The organism is Epilithonimonas arachidiradicis (assembly GCF_003610695.1).
GTDB lineage: Bacteria > Bacteroidota > Bacteroidia > Flavobacteriales > Weeksellaceae > Epilithonimonas > Epilithonimonas arachidiradicis.
In genome coordinates this window covers 17516-36640 of record NZ_RAQH01000012.1, presented here as the reverse complement: position 1 = coordinate 36640, position 19125 = coordinate 17516, and the positions used below count along the sequence as shown (strand labels likewise).

The following is a 19125-nucleotide window of genomic DNA, read 5'->3' as shown; positions in this document are numbered from 1 at the left end:
TTCGGCGTAGACAATTAATCTGTTAAACGTTGCATAAATGCTCGATCTAAGTACATCAGCTCCGTTTTTTGGCAATTGATAGTAATTTTATTTTCATTATATAAATATTTGGTCTGCTATTAGTCCCATAACTAGTCCGCCAACTGCTCCAAAAAGTCCGATTAGTACCATTGGGATTGCTAAAAGCGTAATTATTTGAGGTTGCGATTGTCTTATTTCAATAAAATACTTTGATAGATCAGCAGGTTGAAGAGGAAGCATAGCTCCAATTAGGCTTTCGAGTTTTGAAACATTACTGCCTTCTCTAAATTCAATTTCATAATTTCCAACTGATGCGTAAAATCTATAAAACTCCATTCGTCCGGTAGAAAAGTTATTTGTTTGCGGTCTTAAAAACGAAGAATTTAATTTTATTTCCTCATTTGTTGATTTTTCATAGATATGCAGTTTGAATTTGTCAATTGGCGTCTGTTTAAACATTTGCCCTTTTTGCCAAACAGAAAAATATCCAGCTTTGGTAACGCAAAATTGTCCACCCTTATGTAAATATGGAATTTCTAACAGAATTTTCCCGTTAAAGGTTTTAATTAATATTTGTATCGCTTTTACGAGAATGAAAATTCCGATCGGAATTAAACAAAAAAATAAAATTTGTATTAAAAGTATATTCATTCAGTTTCAAATTTTGTTTCGTTTCATAGCAATAATGCCAACGTTTCAGGGCTTTGGATGATTGGGAAACCAAAGCTTTAATTTAGCACAAAAGTTCAATCGAAGAACTGCCGTTGAATTTAGCACTTCAGTCTACCTTAAAGTCAAGCCTTTGTTATCTTTAGTTTTTATTTGAATACCAATTTACCATAAAATATTGGTGGTATTAATGTCATCCATATTGCGATTGATGGGTTTATGTTTTGTAATTCACTTAATCGTTTATTGATTTTGAAAAACCAAAAAAGTCGTACAAAAGGAATGAATAAAAAGAAAATCCAAGAAACAGGCAGTTTGCAGATTTTCAGTATCATCATATTATTCACAATAGGTATGAAGCTTAAATACGGATTTCTGCTATTTTCTTTGAATACCATAAATAAACAGAATTTGAAAAACAGAAAGAAATAAAAAATATATGGTGAAAAGAAGAGTCCCATAAAATATGAAAATTCTTTGTCAGAAAATATTTGTTTAATGCAAAAAATAGGAAACTCAATGTAAGGGAAAAAGTCAAATCGGGTTGGATAGGGGCAATTGTTGGTTTGTGTTTCGCTTAGTAACCCTGCCAAACCTTGGAAGTCACTATCACTAATTTGTTGTGGGCAAAAATGAATAAAAATGTTTCCTAAAATTATTTGTATTATTTGTATGAATATTGGAAATAGCAAAACTGTCAAAAGAATAAAGCCAAATTTTACTTTGTGTTTATACAATTCTTTAAGTAATAAGATGAAAAATATGGCCCGAACTATTGTAAAAACATATGAAAATTCAAGGTGTTGAATTTGAGCGGGAATGACAAGTTTTAATATGTCTATAAGTAATTCAAATATTAAAAGGATAGTTAAGAATTTAATTATTGTGTTTTTTAATTTCATCATAGGTTTAATTTTGAACTTTATGTATTTGTCAGTTAATATTTGATATTCGGTTTTTGTAAAATTGCAGCTAACGTTTCGGGGCTTGCCGAAGGCGGGGATTTTTAGCACAAAAGTTCAATAGAAATCGAAGATTCGGCGTAGCCAATTACTACCGTTGAACCTTGCACAAAAGTGCAATCGAAAAACTTCAGCCCCGCTTTTGGCAAGCCCTTGTTAGCTATTTAAAAATTCTTCTGTTTTTATAAATGTCCTTATTAATTTCGATTTTATATTCTCGGTTAAGTTTTGCTGTTAGTTTTGGTTTTTCAACTTGTTTATGTAGGCAAAATTCAAAAGTTGGTTCCATATCATCCATAATTTCTCCCCAGTGATAGGAAGATTTTTCAAAATTTTGTTGAGTAAGTCCGGCAAGAATTTCTACAGAATACCAACCATTATCCAAATCAATTATTGCGTAATTTTTGTCTCGATAAAGTGTTATAATGTTTTCTACCGCTTCTTCTGTAAAGTTTTCTAAATAGTCAATTGCGAAAACACAAAAAATTCCACTTACAATCTTTAAAGGATAACTCCCTTCTTTAAATTGAAAATCATTTTCCTCATTTGTCAATACGCGATTTTTCTCGCTAAAATTCACGTAAATAGTATGCGGTACAATTGCACATTTTTCAAGAGGTATCATTATTCCTTCAGTCACAACATTATCCCCGCTATCGTTTGTTGTAAATTCCGTTAGCAAATCGTCATCAAGGTTATTTCTTTTTTTAAAAGTCAACAAAGCGTATGGGTCTGCACCTATGAAATAATCCATTCCGTTTGTAAGGCATCGATTAAATTGAAATATTTTATTCATTTATTTTCTAGTATTTCTCATTTAGAATATCAGCTAACGTTTCGGGGATTTGCGATGGTGAGCAATCGAAGAACAAAAGCTTGTATTATTACACTAATGTTTAATTGAAAAACTGCTGTTGAATTTTGCAATTCAGTCCACTTTGAGCAAAACCTTTGTTGGCGGTAGTGTTATTTTTCTATTCGTTTTTTTACAATTTCTATAAGTTCTTCTTTTGTCATAAATGTGTTTAAGAAATCTTCAAGACTTCCTTCGTTCGTTACCTCTCTAAAATAGACTTCGTGGTCAGTTCCAAATAAAGTTGGATTTTCTAAATTTGGGTCAGACAAGCAGATGTAATAATTGTCAGGAAATCCATAACTATAGAATATTTCAATAAAGTCGGGCGTTTCGTCGTTTGTAAACTTTATTATTTTGGTCAAATCTGTGTTTTCGTCAGTAAAGTCAGAATTCCACTCTTCATAATCACCTGTTCCTTCTTTGAAAGGTGTAAAAAGTTTTGGCTGCCAAAATACTTGTCCATAACCTTCTTTTGTTAAGCGAAAATATTTATCAATTATCTTGTCATAAAGAGCCTGCTTGTCGGTTTTGAAAAGTTCTTCGTTTTCATTGATAAATTCTCCAATTCCATATATTGGTTCGGCATCTTCGGCTGTTTGCCAAGGTGTGTCTTCTGGTTTTTGATAAAGTACAGTGTCAAAAGTTATAGAAAGTATATCTTCTGCTAATGAGTTTCCTTTAACGTTTTCAATATTTCCTCCAAGCTGTTTTATTTTTTCTAAAATTTCTATTTTCATTTCGTGTTTTTGTTTTTCAGATTGCAGCCGGTCAAGCATTGCCGCTAACGTCCCACGGTTTGTCGATAGCGGAGCTACCGAAGCGGAAATGTTTCAACTAAAATACAAAATAAAATAGAAAAACAAAGCTTCAATTTGTTGGATTCAGCTTCGCTATTGCCAAGCCGATGTTGTCTGCAGTATTTTTTATCCAGTCGAATCGGAAATTTCGTGCATTCATTTCGATTTGTTGAAGCAGAAATTCAGCGATTTATTATTCAATTAAATTTCGTTTTTCGTCAGTTTATTTTTTGAATTTATTTTTCAGCTACGTTTTTAACCGTAAATTCCCTGCTAATTTTCATTTTTTGCCATCTTCTTTTTTTTCCATTAAATTCAAATTGTCAGTTCTTAAGAATTTTCAATTTAGACCTCTCGATTTTCGATTTTCAAATTTTAGAATATTCATTTTTGGAAATTCAATTAAATACAATTTCGAAAGATTTGATAGAGTAGAGTTGTATAAAAATATTGCAGACAACGGTTCGGAGCTTTGCGTTCGGTGGGTTTCGGAGCACAAAGTTTATATTTTTTACGTCAGCTGCCTGATGCAAGAAACCTTGTTAGTGGTAGTTATATATTTTCGTAAGTGTCATTTTTTATTTTATAATGTTTCAAGTTTTTTAGTTGTTTTAATTTTGCTTTTAACACATCCATATTAAACTTGAAATAATCAATCTCAAAACTTCTAAGATTGGATAGTTTTTCAAGCCCATTTAAACTTTCTATATTAACAGTCTTTCTGCTTTCCATTGTTGATGCAAAGAGAGTTAATGTTTCTAAGTTTTTAAAATCTTCAATTCCGTCAAATTTTGTGAGATTTGCAGTGTAAGTTAGATGAAGATGCTTGATTTTTTCCTTTTGTGATGTTGTCAAAAAATTGAAATCTGTTATTTTATTTACATTACTTAAAACAATTGTTTCTAATTTGTTTAAATAATCTAATCCTTTGTACGAAAAATCAGCTTTCCCAATATATGAAATCAATAAGTGAGTAACATTAGGGAATAATTCAAGTAGCTCTAAATCATTTTGTTTAATGTTCCAAATATTAAGATGCTTTACATTTTCAAATTTGTCTTTATGCTCTTTTAGTATTTTAAATCCCTGTTTGTCAATTTTGTAATTATTAATTTGAACGAATTTTATGTTATTGTAATTTACTATGTTTTTCAAATCGTGTGTTTCAGGAAGAATATATAAAACTTCTGAATGAAATGCAGTTCTCGAAATAGCATTGATTTTTTCTTCACTTTCATATGGTAAAAAACAATCTTTTGCTTTTGAAAGGAAGTTAATAAAATCTTTTGTGCTTTTTATGTCATCAGTTTTCATACGTGTGTTTGGAAATAATTACCGCTAACTCCCAAATTTACGCATTGCGTTAATATAAAACATATAAACTTCGCTTATTCTGTTTCTGATTTAGCGTAAGGTACTATGAAAGAATTGATTAAGTGTACAGTCCTTAGAGTTCCGGAAAAATCCTGACTCATTTCAACGACTTACAACCACGCCAACATTACCAATTGAATCAGAACGATGTATAGGTAGAACTGTTGTCATCTCTTTCTATGACAATGAAGGGAAAGAGCAGCTATACCATCACGGGATTGGATATTCGGCTTCCCCAACATAACAAAATGCCTTCTGATAATTGCCATTATCAACTTTGACCCTACCAAAAAACTTTAATACTAATTAACAAAATTATTATAATGCCATACCGATTAATTTCGCTATCTTGGTAAAGGTATTATAATTGATGACAAGTCGTCATTTATAATTAATAATTCATCATTTATAATAAGTCTATGTCGGTTCAGCCATACTCACTATTCTCCGATTTTGATATTTACCTTTTCCGTTCGGGAAAACATACTAGGCTTTACGAAAAGTTCGGTTCTCATAAGGTTGAGGTCGAGGGCATTTCCGGGGTTTATTTTGCAGTCTGGGCACCAACAGCAACAGAAGTTTCCGTAATAGGGAATTTCAATCAGTGGAATTCTTTTTCACACAAGTTGGCTGGGCGTTGGGACCAATCCGGGATTTGGGAAGGCTTTATTCCCGATTTGGATTTTGGCGAAGTTTATAAATATGGTATCAGAACAACAGAGGGCGTTTTGTTGGAAAAAGCAGACCCATACGGACTTTGTTTTGAAAACGCAATGCAGGCGGGTTCTGCAGTTTGTACCACCTGGTACGAGTGGCAGGACAAAGACTGGATGGAAAAACGTTGGCGATACAACAGTCTCGAATCTCCGATTTCCGTTTACGAAATGCATCTCGGTTCCTGGATGCGTGACCCAAATAATCCTGAACGTTTCCTTAGTTATGGCGAAATAGCGGACAAGTTAATTCCGTATCTCAAAGCAATGAATTTTACACACGTAGAATTTATGCCAGTTATGGAATATCCCTACGACCCGAGTTGGGGCTATCAGATTACGGGATTCTATGCGGCAACCTCAAGATTTGGCGGACCACAGGAATTGATGTACCTGATTTCTGAACTTCATAAAAATAATATCGGTGTTTTTCTGGATTGGGTCCCGTCTCATTTTCCGGGAGATGCCAATGGACTGCATCGTTTTGATGGTTCTTTTTTATACGAACACGAAGACCCTAGAAAAGGTTTTCATCCCGACTGGAAATCTTATATTTTCAATTACGGGAGACCCGAAGTCAAATCGTTCCTGATTTCAAATGCGATATTTTGGCTAGACCGTTATCACGCTGATGGATTACGAGTAGATGCGGTAACCTCTATGCTTCATCTCGATTATTCCAGAAATGATGGCGAATGGGAGCCAAATATCTATGGTGGAAATGTCAATCTGGAAGCAAAACAGTTTTTGCAGGATTTCAATACAGCAGTTTATAAAGAATTCCCTGATGTTCAGACCATTGCGGAAGAAAGCTCCGATTTTCCAAAATTAACCAAACCTGTCCACGATGACGGAATCGGTTTTGGGATGAAGTGGATGATGGGCTGGATGCACGATACATTGGATTATTTCAAAGAAGACCCGATTCATAGGAAATACCATCACAACAAAATCACGTTCACAAGCACATATATGTATAATGAAAATTATATGATGCCTCTGTCTCACGATGAGGTGGTGCACGGAAAAAGCAGCCTGATTTACAAAATGCCGGGCGATGAATGGCAGAAGTTTGCCAATCTGCGCGCAATGTATATTTATATGTTCACGAATCCGGGAGCAAAATTGCTTTTTATGGGCGACGAGTTTGCTCAAACCAATGAATGGAATTTCACAAGTTCCCTCGATTGGCATTTGCTTCAGTATCCTGTTCATAAGAATCTTCAGGAGTTTGTTCGGGATTTGAATTTCTTATACAAAACTCATCCCGCCTTATATGAATTGCAATTCTCGCCATATGGTTACGAATGGGTTGACGGTGACGATAGGGATAATTCCATTTTTATTTATCTTAGAAAAAGCAAACACGACAAAGAAGTGCTGATGACGGTCTTGAACCTAACCCCAAGAAGTTTCGATTACAGAATTGGCGTGGATGAAAATACAGACTGGAAAGTGATTCTGAACTCTGATGACAAAAAATACAGCGGAAGCGGAGTAGAAGCCGTCATTTCTCAAAGATTAGATGAAGGCTGGAACAACAGAAAGAACTCGATTATCATCAAATTACCCCCGTTATCCGGTATTGTTTTGAAACAAAGTAAATTAATCAAGAAATCCAATATTGTGGACTTCCTGAAACGTAAAAAATAAAATTAAGAGAGATATATGAAAATATTTCACCTTTCTATGGAGTGTTATCCGGTCGCAAAAGTCGGTGGACTGGCGGACGTGGTTGGCGCTTTACCAAAATATCAAAACAAAATGGGATTGGATGCCAGCGTAATCATGCCCTGGTATAACAAACCGTTTTTCTACAACCACGACTTCGATATTGTGTTTGACGGGTTCATTCATCAGTCTTCACATATGTATCAGGTTCAGGTTTTTAAGGAGAAAAGCAGTGTTTTGGGATTTGATCTTTATCTGGTGAAAATTCCGGGATTATTAGACAGAGAAAATGTCTATGGCTATTGGGATGAGAGCGAACAATTCATTGCGTTTCAACATGGGGTTTTGCATTGGCTCAGTGCAATGCAGATCCGTCCGGATGTCCTGCACTGCCACGATTATCATACAGGATTGGTTCCTTTTATGATAGAATATTGTTATGAATTCAGTTTTCTGAAAGGTGTCAAAACCATTGGAACGATTCACAACGGCGAATATCAGGGAAGTATGGACTGGCAAATGTCCAGTTTTTTACCACATTTTGAAGGACAGAAATCAGGGCTTCTGGATTGGAACGGCAGAATCAATCCCATGGCAACAATGATAAAAAATTGTAATGCTTTTAATGCGGTTTCCGGAGGTTATCTGGAGGAATTATTCTACAGTTTTCAGGGATTAGAGCCATTGATGAATCAGGAACGTCAAAAAGCTTTTGGGATTATCAATGGCATCGATACAGAGGTCTGGAATCCCGAAACCGATGATATGCTAAAATTCAATTATAATAAAGATTACGCCGGAGAAGGCAAGTGGGAGAACAAAAAGGTCATTTGCGCCGAGTACGGACTCAATCCTAACCTGCCGCTCTTTGGCTTCATTGGGAGATTTGCAGGAGAAAAAGGTGCTGACCTTTTGCCGGATATAGTTGAGAAAAGCATCCAGGAAACTAATGGTTCGCTTAATATCATTGTTCTCGGTTCGGGAAATCAATACATCGAAAACAAATTAAAAGAATTGCAGTATAAATTCAGTATTAATTTTGCGCTGGATTTGGGATATAAAGAATATTTGTCGCATCAGATTTACGCTTCGGCAGATTTCTTGCTAATGCCAAGTCGGGTAGAACCTTGTGGACTAAATCAGATGTATTCTATGCGGTATGGAACAGTTCCTATTGTGAGATACACAGGTGGTTTAAGAGATACGGTTCAGGATATTTCGACTGGTGGCAGTGGACTCAACTTTACCAATGCTGGTGCAGATGATGCGGTCCATGCCATCAAAAGAGCTTTGCACATCTACAGCCAGAAGGATCTGATGACAGGATTGATCTACAGCAATATGTCCTTTGACTTTTCCTGGGAAACTTCTGCTCAGAACTATTTGGAAATGTATTATTATTAATCAAATTTTCTGTTAACATTGGCTTAATATTTGAAAACTATTATTAACTTTAATAAAAATAAATAACATAACACATTTTATGAAAGAAAGTGTAATCTCCATTGTTTTAGGAGGTGGTAGAGGAACCCGGTTATTTCCTCTGACTTATACCAGATCCAAGCCAGCCGTTCCAATTGCAGGCAAGTACCGTTTGGTCGACATCCCGATTTCGAACTGTCTTAATTCTGGTCTTAACAGGATATTGGTTTTGACTCAGTTTAATTCAGCATCATTGAATTCCCATATCAAGAATTCTTATCACTTTGATATTTTCAGCAAAGGGTTTGTAGATATCCTGGCAGCGGAACAAAATGTTGAGAACGAGAATTGGTATCAGGGAACAGCAGACGCTGTTCGCCAGACCATGAAACATCTTGAAAAATATGAATATGAATATATCTTGATTCTCTCCGGAGACCAGCTTTATCAGATGGATTTCCAAAAGATGATTAATTTTCATAAAGAGCAGGGCGGCGACATTACCATTGCTACCATTCCTGTTAATGCCAAAGATGCTACAGGTTTCGGAATTATGAAATCTGATGAGGATGGTAACATTACAGCTTTCACAGAGAAGCCGAGTCTGGACGCCTTAGTCGATTGGAAATCTGAAACCAGCGATGAAAGTAAGGCAAAAGGGAAAGAATACCTTGCTTCTATGGGAATCTATGTTTTCACAAAGAATGTTCTCAGACAGCTTTTTGCAGATTATGAAGGGGATGATTTCGGTAAAGATTTCATTCCGGCTTCTATCGGGAAACTCAATGTACTGAGCTATCAATATGATGGTTACTGGACAGACATAGGGACTATCGAATCATTTTATGAAGCTAATATCGATTTAGCACAGGATTTACCTCAATTTAATTTATTCAGTTCCAATCCAATTTACACAAGAGCGAGAATGTTACCGCCAACAAAGATCAATGGATCTTATGTTAGCAAAACCATTTTTGGTGACGGATGCATCATTTTAGCAGATAAGATTGAGAATTGTATCATTGGAAACCGAACCAGAGTTGACCGGGGGACAACGATCGTTAATTCTTATGTAATGGGAGCTGATTATTACCAAACAGCCAAAGAAGTGGCTGATAATGAAGAAAGTGGCCAAACTAGTATGGGAATCGGAAAATATTGTTATATCGATAGAGCCATTTTGGATAAAAACTGCTATATCGGTAATAATGTAAGAATCATCGGCGGGAAACATCACCCAGATGGTGATTATGACACACACTCTATCAAAGACGGAATTGTGGTTGTGAAGAAAAACGCAGTCATTCCTGACGGTACGAATATTATGTAAATAATTTATATATTTAATAGAACCCTTCGGAAGCGGAGGGTTTTATTTTTTTAAATTTGGCAAATAATTTGTCTAAGGTAAATCTATATTTAGAAATTAATGAAGAATTTATTTTTTCTTGTTGGGCTTTTATGGTTCACATCGGTTTCTGCACAGTTTGATAATATCAATGCGGGAGAAGTTTTGGGTTACAGGATCCATTACGGCTTTATCACGGCGGGTAATGCAACTTTAGCCACTACCAAAACATCTTATAAAGGTCAGCCTGCATTTTATGTAAGAGGAACCGGCAAAACTAGTGGTGCAGCAAAGGCTTTTTTCAAGGTGGAAGATGTGTACGAGAGCTATATCAATGAGAACAAGGAACCACTTTTCTATGTGAGAAATGTCTCAGAGGGCAGTTATACGCAGCATTTGCAAAGTACTTTTAACCCGGCTAATAATACCTTGGTTTTAGTCGATAAGAAGCATTCAGACAGACCCGCCAAAACAGTAAAAGTTCCAAATGATGTTCAGGATATGATGTCCTGTTTTTATTATCTGAGAAGTCTTCCGGCAGATAATCTCAAGGTAGGAAGCGTGGTGAGGATGAATGTCTGGGTAGATGATGAACTGTTTCCTTTCCAGTTGAAAGTAGTTGGTACAGAGAACTTGTCAACTAAATTTGGTAAAATCAATTGTCTCAAAATCATTCCTTCTGTGATTAGCGGAAGGGTATTCAAACAGAAAGAAGGGGTTACTATGTGGGTCAGCAATGATCAAAACAGAGTGCCAATTCTCATAAAAGCAGAGCTGGCAGTTGGATCGCTTAAAGCAAGCATCGATAGCTACAGCAATGTAAAGTATCCGTTAGGTTTTAAAAAATAATATATTGAAAATCACTCTTTTAAGAGTGATTTTTTTGTTTTGTTACCAATTATTGTCCTAGGACAAGTTGAACATGCCAGAATAAAATTAACTTTGATTTAAAACAATTCAAATGAATAAATTAACAATAACAACAGAAATTAATAAACCAATTAATGAGGTTTGGAACGCATTCAATAACCCGGAACATATTGTAAAATGGAACTTCGCCCACGAAAGTTGGGAATGTCCTTCTGCTAAAAATGATTTGAGAGTTGGAGGTAAGTTAGAAGTACGGATGCAGGCAAAAGATGGAAGTTTTGGTTTTGATTTTGTTGGGAATTATGATGAGGTGAAAGAAAATCAGTTAATCCAATATCATATGGAAGATGGACGTCAAGTGGAAGTGACTTTCGAAAAACTGTCCGATGACAAAACAAAAGTCACAGAAAACTTTGACCCGGAAAATCAAAATCCTTTGGAGATGCAGCAGCAAGGCTGGCAAGCAATTCTGGATAATTTCAAATCATATTCAGAAAGTCTTTAGATTGAACTACAAAAGTCACAAAAGATTAAATCAACTTTTATAAAGCTCCTTTTTGAAGCTTATCGAAAATTCACAAAAAGAAACTTCCCAAAAGAGCAAAAAGCTGAAGTTTTAGAATAAATTGTTTTTTTGAACTTTTAAAAAGCTTAAGAAAAATAATAGCTTTTGTGACTTTTGTGGTTATAATAGAAATTTAACAAACTCTAAAATGTAAAAAATGAACAACAACATATTTCCCTGTTTTTGGTTCAACCAAAATGGCGCTGAAGCTGCAGAATTTTACACTTCTGTTTTCAGAAAAACAGAGATTACAGTTAATACGCCAATGGTTATTAACATAGAAATCGAAGGTCAGAAATTAATGTTTCTGAATGGCGGACCAATGTTCAAACCGAACGTTACTTTGTCACTGATGGTAATGTGCGATTCGGCAGAAGAAGTGGAAAGTTATTATCACAGACTTGCTGAAAAAGGAAAAGTCATGATGGAGTTGGATTCTTATCTATGGAGCGAAAAATATGCCTGGGTAGAAGATCAGTATGGGATTTCCTGGCAGTTATATTTTGCTGCGGAAAAAGCCAAGCAAAAAATATCGCCAGTGATTATGTTTACAGGTAACAATGCCGGAAAATGTAAAGAAGCTCTTAATTATTATACAACCATTTTCCCCGATTCTGAGATAGAAGGCGTTATGGAATATGAAGAAGGACAAGGCGATGTAGCTGGAAATGTGGCGCATGCTCAGTTTATCATCAATGATTATGTGATGATGGCGATGGACAGTTCGCACGACCATAAAGCTCAGTTTACAGAAGGGACTTCTATGACCATAATGACAAAAGACCAGGACGAGACCGATTACTATTGGGATGAGTTCACAAAAGAAGGTGAGGAAAGCATGTGCGGTTGGCTCAAGGACAAATATGGATTTAGCTGGCAGATTGTTCCCCATAGATTAATTGAACTGACTAATACGCACGAAGTGGAAAAAGCTCAGAAAGCTTTTGGCGCAATGATGAAAATGAAGAAAATTATCATCAAAGATATCGAAGAGGCTTATTACAACTCATAAAATATAAAGTTATGGAAACATTAAGGTATCAAATCGAGATTGACGCTCCCGCACAAAAAGTCTGGGACGTTCTTTGGAATGACAAAACTTATTCTCAATGGACACATTATTTCAGTCCGGATTCTAAGATGAAAACGGATTGGGAAGTTGGAGGGAAAACGTATTTTACAGATGCGAGTGGACAAAACGGAATGGTAAGCACCATAGAACGAATAGAAGAACCGAAACATTTGATATTCAAGCATCTTGGTGAGCTCAACAACGGTGTGGAAGATGTTGACAGCGAAAAAGTGAAAGCCTGGAACGGAAGTCTGGAAGCTTATTATCTCGAAAACAATGAAGGAAAAACAACGCTCAAAGTTGAGGTCGGTGTCGATAGCAGCTACAAAGATATGATGGATAATGGCTTCATAAAAGGGTTGGAAGTTGTGAAAAATCTTTCAGAAAATTAAATAACAATGCAACCCTATAAGAGTTTTGAATATAGTTTTCATTCCAATAAATCTGCGGATGAAATCTTTCCGATTTTACAAGATGTAAAAACTTGGTGGAGTGGGTTATTTGGAGAAAAAATTACAGGTGAAACGAATAAAATCGGTGACGAATTTTCTTTCTCTGCTGGAGATGGGGGTTCATTTTTCTAAACAAAAATTGATAGAACTCAATCCTGATAATCAATTGGTTTGGCTGGTCACAGAAAGCAATTTGTCTTTTATCAATGACACGCACGAATGGGAAAATACCAAGATTAAATTTGATTTAGAACCAGATGACAATGGGACAAAAGTGACATTTACTCATGAAGGTTTGATTCCCAAAATCGAATGCTATAAAAACTGTGCAGGTGCCTGGACGCAGTATTTGGAACATTTGGAAAAATATTTAAACTCATAAACATAGATGAAACTAAGCTCAAATGGCTTTGAGAAGGCTAATGATATCAATCTCTATTATGAAATCTATGGAGAAGGAAAACCGTTGGTTCTAATACACGGAGGCGGTTCTTCGGGGTTTTATGATTTCGAGGAAACGATTAAAAGATTGAAAGATGATTTTCAGCTGATTGTCATTGATTTACAAAACCACGGTAAGTCCGAACATCGCTATATCCCTGAAACTTTTGAACAAGATGCAAGAGATATAATGGCGGTTTTAGAGAAACTTAATATTGTAAACGCTTCATTTTTTGGATTCAGTAATGGCGCGACAACGGTTTTACAGATTGCTCATCTTTTCCCTGATAAAATAGAAAAAGTAATTGCTGCATCTGGTGTCACCAAACGAAACGGAATGATAGACGGTTTTTTTGAAGGGATGGCCAAAGCAAGTGTAGAGAATATTATGCAAAAACTGAAGGAGAATTTCCTGAAAATCAATCCTGATGAGAATCTTTTAAAAAATATGTTTGAGAAAGACAGCCAACGGATGATAAACTTTCAAGATATTGATGATGAGATTTTGCAATCCATAAAATGTCCTGTTTTCCTGATTGCAGGTGATAAAGATGTGATAAAAGTGCAACATATCGCAGAAATGAATCAACTGATTCCACATTCCAAAGTAATGATTTTACCGGCAGGTCACGGTAATTATATGATGGCTGATGAGAATGGAAATTCAGATACCGAACTCATTGATTTTACAATGTCTCAAATCAAAAAGTTTTTAAACTCATAGATTAAAGTAAACACAACTAAAAAATAAAATATGCCAAAATTAAATTCATACCTCAATTTTGATGGTACAGCAGAAGAAGCTTTCAGATTTTATCAATCCGTTTTCGGTGGCGAATTCGTAGGCGGAGTAATGAAAATGGGAAATGCACCGGGAACAGAACATCTTACCGAAGATGAGAAAAACCGAGTAATGCACATCGCATTGCCAATAGGAAAAGACCTTTTGATGGCTTCGGACATCGTTCCGTCTATGGGGCACAAACTCAATCAGGGAAACGGAAATTATATTTCTATTTTCCCGGAAAGCAGAGAAGAAGCAGACCGGATTTTCAACGGACTTTCTGCAGGCGGAGAAATAGAAATGCCAATGGAAGACCAGTTTTGGGGCGATTATTTCGGAAGCTTCAAAGACAAATACGGTGTTTACTGGATGGTCAATTTCAGTAAAGATTCTGGTTACGAAGGATAAATAGTTTTACACAAAGACACAAAATAATTATTTGAATATTACTTTTTTAAGGCACAAAGTTGTATTGTTTGACAAAATCCCTTGTGCCTTTAAACATATTAAAATTTTGACATTTGCGTCTTTGTGATTAACTTAAAAAATAACTCTATGGAAAAAGTAACAGCCAAAGCATCCATTGGGATTCAGAAGCCTATTTCAGAAGTATTTGAAGCGATTGTCAATCCGGAAATAATGCGGAATTATTTTATTTCCAAAGGTTCCGGAAGGATGGAAACCGATAAGGAGATCTTCTGGTCTTTCCCAGAATTTGATGGTTCTTATCCATTGACAACGAAAGAAATAATTCCCAATGAAAAAATTGTTTTTGTTTGGGATCCAGAATCTGTTGTGACAATTGAATTACAACAGTTGTCTGAAAATAACACAGTGATAAAAGTTGCCGAAGAAGGGCATAGCAATGATGAAAAAGGGATAAAGTGGGCAATCGGTCAAACCGAAGGCTGGGCCAATTTTCTGGCTTGTATGAAAGCTTGGCTGGAATATGGGATTCATCTTAGAAAAGGTGCTTTCGACTTTATGAAAACTAACTAAAATTAAAGCTTTGCAACCGCAAAGCTTTTTTATTTTAATGGCTCATAAATCAATTGTACAACTCCTGACTTAAAGACATTTGTTTTTATTAGTTTGAGATTGAGTCGCTCGGTTAAGTCTTCAAACAATGGTTTTCCGCTTCCTAATGCTATAGGATGAACAGATATTCTGTAAATGTCTACAAGATTTGATTGAATAAATGTTTTGATCAAACTTGCTCCGCCATACAACCAGATATCTTTTCCGGATTCTTTTTTTATTTCTGCAACTTTTGTCTGGATATCAGAATTAATGAAAATCGCATTTTCATCCTGTCTGTTTTGTCTTGAGAAAACGTATTTTTTCTTTGAGTGAACATTGCGCCAAAGATTCTTTTCAACTTCGTCGGCACTGCTTTCTGGTTGAAAATTTCCCCAGGCATCATAACTTATCCGCCCATAGAAAATGGTGTCAATAGATGATAAGAAACCGTCAAAGTCCATATCTTCGTCCATAATACACCAATCGATTTCGCCATTAGGACCTTCTATAAAACCGTCTAAAGTTACTGCTAAGTCCAATATTATTCTTCTCATTTTTCTTGATAAATATTTTAATTCTGAAAATTTTAAAATTACAAAATTGGGAGTAACTTTCTATAGTATGATAAATCTTTCTAGACTGCGCAGCACGCCCCGACCTGAGTGGAGCTCTTTTTTGTTTTTGCGATTGTATAAAAGTTCAGCAGATTGCTTCACTTCGTTCGCAATGACAAAAAAAAGCGGGAACAGAGGGCGGATAAAGGCGCCCAAACCTAACGAAGTGGTTCGGCAAGTCAAATAATTATTTAAAGTAAAAGATTTTCAGCGGCGTCTTCCTAAATGTAACGTAAAATTTTAAAAAAATGAAAAAAGGAATTTTAGCAATCGCAGGTTTAGCAGCTATCGCCATCATCGCCAAAAAAGCGCAAAAAAGAAAAGCATTCGTAAAAGGAATCTTCGACGAATATGATGTGAAGGAAAGAACGCCGTTCGGTTTTGCAGACAGAATCAGAACGATGAATGACGAAGAATACAACTCTCTGAAAGAAAAAGTGAGAACGCAATTCGGAAGAGGATGCTGCAAGCCAAGAACGGCAGAATAATTTTTTTAGAAAATTAAATTTAATTGTTAGAAAAACGGGAAGTGAGAGCTTTCCGTTTTTTTGTTGACGGAAAGTTTTGAAATCGTTAAATTTGCTTTGTGAAGGATTACTACTACTTTCTCGGAATTCCTCAAAATGCTTCTGCAGAAGACATCAAAAAAGCCTACAGGAAACTTTCTCTGAAATATCATCCGGATAAGAATGAGAATGATGAGTTTTTCTCGGATAGATTCAGGGAAATTCAGGAAGCTTATGAAACACTGACAGATACCGGTAGAAGACGACTCTATGACCAGAATCTAAGCAGTCAGCAAAGAAATGTGAAAAGCATTCTTCCGCCAAAAATCAAGAGCTTTTCCGCGAGTAAAATCCGGGCAAAAGTGGGCGAAGAAATAACAGTTTACTGGAATACTTACGATGCTGATCTGGTGAAAATAGTCCCTTTTGGATTAGAAAAACCAAATGGCGAAAGAACAATTAGAATTAAAGAATTTGATTCTCAGGGGAAATTCCAGATTTTGCTTCACGCGACCAATACAGTTCTTCACAAAACGATTGTTCAGGGCATTACAATTACAGAACTAGCAGATTCAGAATCCAATTCTGAGGAAAAAGAATCGTTAAACAATCCATCCGAATCTTTCCAAAAACCTCCAAAAAAAGAAAACCAATCTAAAAGACTGGTTTCTGTTCTTATATTTTTAGCATTGGCTGCTATGATTATCTGGCTGATGTTTAGCTGATTTTAGCTCTTCCAGGACATTTTTTGCAACGCTTTCCTTTTTTGAATTTTTTGCAGCATTTTTTCTTATCGCAATACATCATTTCGTCGTTTCTGTAAGCCGGAGCCAAAGGCGCAATCTTGAAAGGAATAACTATCGGAATCATAGCTGCAAATATAAATTAATTTAGAATAAATACAAATTAAAAATAAAAAATTCCTTAATTATTTAACAACTAAGGAATTAATTTAATGTTTCTAAAGAATTTATTTTAAATAAGGTGCCATTACCTTTGCCCAAAGTCGATAACCTTCTGGCTTCATATGCAGCATATCCTCTTTAAAAATGTCGGTTCTTACTTTTTCATTTTCGTCGTTCATCACTTGGGTGATGTCAATGAATTTTGCTCTTTTTTGAGTTTTAAGATAAGCCTCTATTGACTCATTGAGTTCTTTCATCTGAGGCCAAAACTGTTCACGGCTTGGCGAATATTTTACGGAAACATAAGCTACTGGAACTTTTGGGTATTTCGCTCTAATTTTTCCAAAGAATGTTTTAAATCTTTCCAAAACTTCTGTGGGAGTAGGATTATCTGTAGAAATATCATTTTCTCCGCAATAGATAACAATCTGTTTAGTATGGTAGGGAGATAAAAGCTCTTCAGAATAATTATTTAAGTCTAATAATCTGGAACCTCCAAAACCTCTGTTGACTATCGTTTTTCCTGGAAAATAATCATTCACATCTTTCCAATAAGTAAAAGAAGAACTTCCTAAAAATAAAATCGGTCTCTTAGGAATCCCATTCGTTTGATCTAATTTTTTGAATTCCTGAATCTCTTTCCAGAATGGTTTTTCCTGAGCAAAAAATAGGAGAGAGCTGAGCATCAATGCGAAGAAAAAAAGCTTTTTGAAAAGCGGTCTGTTGTATTTCATTTTAAATTTTTTGAAGTTTCAAGGTAAAAAAAAATCAGCTGTCAAAGCAACTGATTTCAGGTTTTTAATATTTGTTTAAGACAATTAATCCACAATAAATTTGGTGTTCAATTCTCCTGTTTTCAAGATGTAAACACCTTTTGGAAGATTTTTCAAGGTGATTGTATTTCCGTTTTGAAAAGGATTTTCAATCGTTTGAACATTCTGTCCAACAGTGTTATAGATAAAAGCTTTTTTGAATTGTTTCAAATCTTTATCGCCAGTTACCTGGATTGTGTTTCCTTTTACAGGATTTGGGGCAATTGTCAAATTCTTAGAAAAAGAAGCATCATCTACAGCCAATACAGTTCCCCAGATTTGTGCAATATATTCAGGATGGTCGATATATGGATTTCTGTTACCTTGATAGGCATATACAGCACCATTTCTGTCAATTTCCTTTTGAGACACAGGATCTTGCTGATGCCATCTCAACAACATTGATAAAAATGGTTCAGCAAAAACTTTGAAAGTTGAGCCATCATACATATCATAGTTGAATGTTGTTATCTGAGACTGATATCTTGTAGCAAAATAGAAATAGATACGAGCAATATCGCCTTTAAACTCATTAATTGGTTCGAAAACGGTGCCGCCATAACCATTCAGTTTGCTGCTTCCCAATTTTGAGCCATTTTTAGAAGTCCAAGTTGCGGTTCCAACTTCTCCATAAGGCCAATTGCTTCTTTTTCCATTCACATAACCATCCGTTGGTAAAAGGTGTTGGTAGTCATTGTGCATTGGTGTTCTGTCATCAAACGTTGATTTTGGAATCGTGTGTTCTCTGTTGTAACACACGCCTTCTCCATTATAATTTCCACATTGATTAGCTCCCATAGAAAAGTTGTAAGGATCTGGTCCGGTCGGATTTTCAGAATAGATATCTAAAACACTATTGTCTTTTTCATAATATTTGTCTCTGTCGGCAGAAGAAAAAACATTCCAGTTGTAACCTTTGTCCTGATGACCGTTCGTCACAATTTGACTCAACTTAGTCTTGAGTGCTTGCCCCGTAAGACCATCTGTTCCGTTATAATAACCGGTTGGAATTTGAGCATTTGTAATACCAAACATGCCAACCAAAAGAATAAAAATACTTTTTTTCATTTCAAAAAATTAAGGGCGCTAAAGGTATAAAATATTATGATAGATTAATATTATTAATTATTAACATTGTAGCCGTAATTTATTATTGATTGAATATTTGTATTTCTATTTAGCAAATTATTAGATTTTTAACATTGTGAAATAAAAAAAGACAGAAAATATTTTCTGTCTTTCATTGAAGTA

The 19125-nt window shown here is 35.3% G+C and carries 22 protein-coding genes; 13 read left to right on the top strand and 9 right to left on the bottom strand.

Going from position 1 to position 19125, the window contains the following annotated elements; all coding sequences use genetic code 11:
* Positions 1 to 96: 96 nt before the first annotated feature.
* The 5 genes from BXY58_RS16025 to BXY58_RS16005 form a co-directional block, all read right to left on the bottom strand.
* Positions 97 to 672 (bottom strand): hypothetical protein, encoded by a 576-nt coding sequence (locus BXY58_RS16025; RefSeq protein WP_120214885.1) that lies wholly within the window; start codon positions 670 to 672, stop codon positions 97 to 99.
* Between the two features lie 167 nt (positions 673 to 839).
* Positions 840 to 1595 carry a DUF5684 domain-containing protein gene (locus tag BXY58_RS16020; protein WP_147366867.1) on the bottom strand — a complete coding sequence of 252 codons (756 nt, stop codon included), beginning with the start codon at positions 1593 to 1595 and terminating at the stop codon, positions 840 to 842.
* A gap of 217 nt (positions 1596 to 1812) precedes the next feature.
* Complete coding sequence (locus tag BXY58_RS16015; RefSeq protein ID WP_120214883.1) at positions 1813 to 2406, bottom strand: hypothetical protein; 594 nt, start codon at positions 2404 to 2406, stop codon at positions 1813 to 1815.
* A 212-nt stretch (positions 2407 to 2618) separates the two neighbouring features.
* Positions 2619 to 3245, bottom strand: coding sequence for a hypothetical protein (locus tag BXY58_RS16010; protein WP_120214948.1), 627 nt, complete (start codon positions 3243 to 3245; stop codon positions 2619 to 2621).
* 612 nt (positions 3246 to 3857) lie between these two features.
* The gene (locus tag BXY58_RS16005; RefSeq protein ID WP_120214882.1) at positions 3858 to 4619 is read right to left on the bottom strand and encodes a hypothetical protein; all 762 of its coding nucleotides are present in this window, start codon (positions 4617 to 4619) and stop codon (positions 3858 to 3860) included.
* Between the two features lie 479 nt (positions 4620 to 5098).
* On the opposite strand from BXY58_RS16005, the gene glgB reads away from it, so the two are divergent.
* From glgB to BXY58_RS15945, 11 genes are all read left to right on the top strand, one after another.
* Positions 5099 to 7045, top strand: a complete 1947-nt coding sequence (gene glgB, locus BXY58_RS16000; RefSeq protein WP_120214881.1) for a 1,4-alpha-glucan branching protein GlgB — start codon at positions 5099 to 5101, stop codon at positions 7043 to 7045.
* Positions 7046 to 7060: 15 nt separating this feature from the next.
* Positions 7061 to 8467 carry a glycogen synthase gene (locus BXY58_RS15995; protein WP_120214880.1) on the top strand — a complete coding sequence of 469 codons (1407 nt, stop codon included), beginning with the start codon at positions 7061 to 7063 and terminating at the stop codon, positions 8465 to 8467.
* A 79-nt stretch (positions 8468 to 8546) separates the two neighbouring features.
* Entirely contained in the window at positions 8547 to 9815 is a 1269-nt protein-coding gene (locus BXY58_RS15990) for a glucose-1-phosphate adenylyltransferase (protein ID WP_120214879.1), read from the top strand.
* Between the two features lie 99 nt (positions 9816 to 9914).
* Complete coding sequence (locus tag BXY58_RS15985; protein ID WP_120214878.1) at positions 9915 to 10682, top strand: DUF3108 domain-containing protein; 768 nt, start codon at positions 9915 to 9917, stop codon at positions 10680 to 10682.
* A 112-nt stretch (positions 10683 to 10794) separates the two neighbouring features.
* The gene (locus BXY58_RS15980; RefSeq protein ID WP_120214877.1) at positions 10795 to 11208 is read left to right on the top strand and encodes an SRPBCC family protein; all 414 of its coding nucleotides are present in this window, start codon (positions 10795 to 10797) and stop codon (positions 11206 to 11208) included.
* Positions 11209 to 11425: 217 nt separating this feature from the next.
* Positions 11426 to 12280 carry a VOC family protein gene (locus BXY58_RS15975; protein WP_120214876.1) on the top strand — a complete coding sequence of 285 codons (855 nt, stop codon included), beginning with the start codon at positions 11426 to 11428 and terminating at the stop codon, positions 12278 to 12280.
* Between the two features lie 11 nt (positions 12281 to 12291).
* Positions 12292 to 12732, top strand: a complete 441-nt coding sequence (locus tag BXY58_RS15970; protein WP_120214875.1) for an SRPBCC family protein — start codon at positions 12292 to 12294, stop codon at positions 12730 to 12732.
* Between the two features lie 127 nt (positions 12733 to 12859).
* On the top strand, positions 12860 to 13174 hold the full coding sequence (locus BXY58_RS15960; RefSeq protein ID WP_147366866.1) for an SRPBCC family protein: 315 nt from the start codon (positions 12860 to 12862) through the stop codon (positions 13172 to 13174).
* A 6-nt stretch (positions 13175 to 13180) separates the two neighbouring features.
* Positions 13181 to 13957, top strand: a complete 777-nt coding sequence (locus BXY58_RS15955) for an alpha/beta fold hydrolase (protein ID WP_120214872.1) — start codon at positions 13181 to 13183, stop codon at positions 13955 to 13957.
* A gap of 30 nt (positions 13958 to 13987) precedes the next feature.
* Positions 13988 to 14425: a VOC family protein gene (locus BXY58_RS15950; RefSeq protein ID WP_120214871.1), complete on the top strand. Its 438-nt coding sequence runs from the start codon at positions 13988 to 13990 to the stop codon at positions 14423 to 14425.
* Positions 14426 to 14572: 147 nt separating this feature from the next.
* Positions 14573 to 15016: an SRPBCC domain-containing protein gene (locus tag BXY58_RS15945; RefSeq protein ID WP_120214870.1), complete on the top strand. Its 444-nt coding sequence runs from the start codon at positions 14573 to 14575 to the stop codon at positions 15014 to 15016.
* A 29-nt stretch (positions 15017 to 15045) separates the two neighbouring features.
* Here the strand turns inward: BXY58_RS15945 and BXY58_RS15940 are convergent, their stop codons facing one another.
* A complete protein-coding gene (locus tag BXY58_RS15940; RefSeq protein ID WP_120214869.1) occupies positions 15046 to 15591 on the bottom strand; it encodes a dihydrofolate reductase family protein in 546 nt (181 codons plus the stop codon).
* Between the two features lie 308 nt (positions 15592 to 15899).
* Between BXY58_RS15940 and BXY58_RS15935 the strand changes: the two genes are divergently transcribed.
* Together BXY58_RS15935 and BXY58_RS15930 are read left to right on the top strand one after the other, a co-directional pair.
* Entirely contained in the window at positions 15900 to 16139 is a 240-nt protein-coding gene (locus BXY58_RS15935; protein WP_120214868.1) for a hypothetical protein, read from the top strand.
* 98 nt (positions 16140 to 16237) lie between these two features.
* On the top strand, positions 16238 to 16882 hold the full coding sequence (locus tag BXY58_RS15930) for a J domain-containing protein (RefSeq protein ID WP_120214867.1): 645 nt from the start codon (positions 16238 to 16240) through the stop codon (positions 16880 to 16882).
* Here the strand turns inward: BXY58_RS15930 and BXY58_RS17005 are convergent.
* From BXY58_RS17005 to BXY58_RS15920, 3 genes are all read right to left on the bottom strand, one after another.
* Positions 16875 to 17027 (bottom strand): hypothetical protein, encoded by a 153-nt coding sequence (locus tag BXY58_RS17005; RefSeq protein WP_170144258.1) that lies wholly within the window; start codon positions 17025 to 17027, stop codon positions 16875 to 16877. The genes BXY58_RS15930 and BXY58_RS17005 overlap by 8 nt on opposite strands.
* A 100-nt stretch (positions 17028 to 17127) precedes the next feature.
* On the bottom strand, positions 17128 to 17796 hold the full coding sequence (locus BXY58_RS15925) for a GDSL-type esterase/lipase family protein (protein ID WP_120214866.1): 669 nt from the start codon (positions 17794 to 17796) through the stop codon (positions 17128 to 17130).
* A gap of 84 nt (positions 17797 to 17880) precedes the next feature.
* Positions 17881 to 18942 carry an endonuclease gene (locus BXY58_RS15920; RefSeq protein WP_120214865.1) on the bottom strand — a complete coding sequence of 354 codons (1062 nt, stop codon included), beginning with the start codon at positions 18940 to 18942 and terminating at the stop codon, positions 17881 to 17883.
* Between the last annotated feature and the right edge of the window lie 183 nt (positions 18943 to 19125).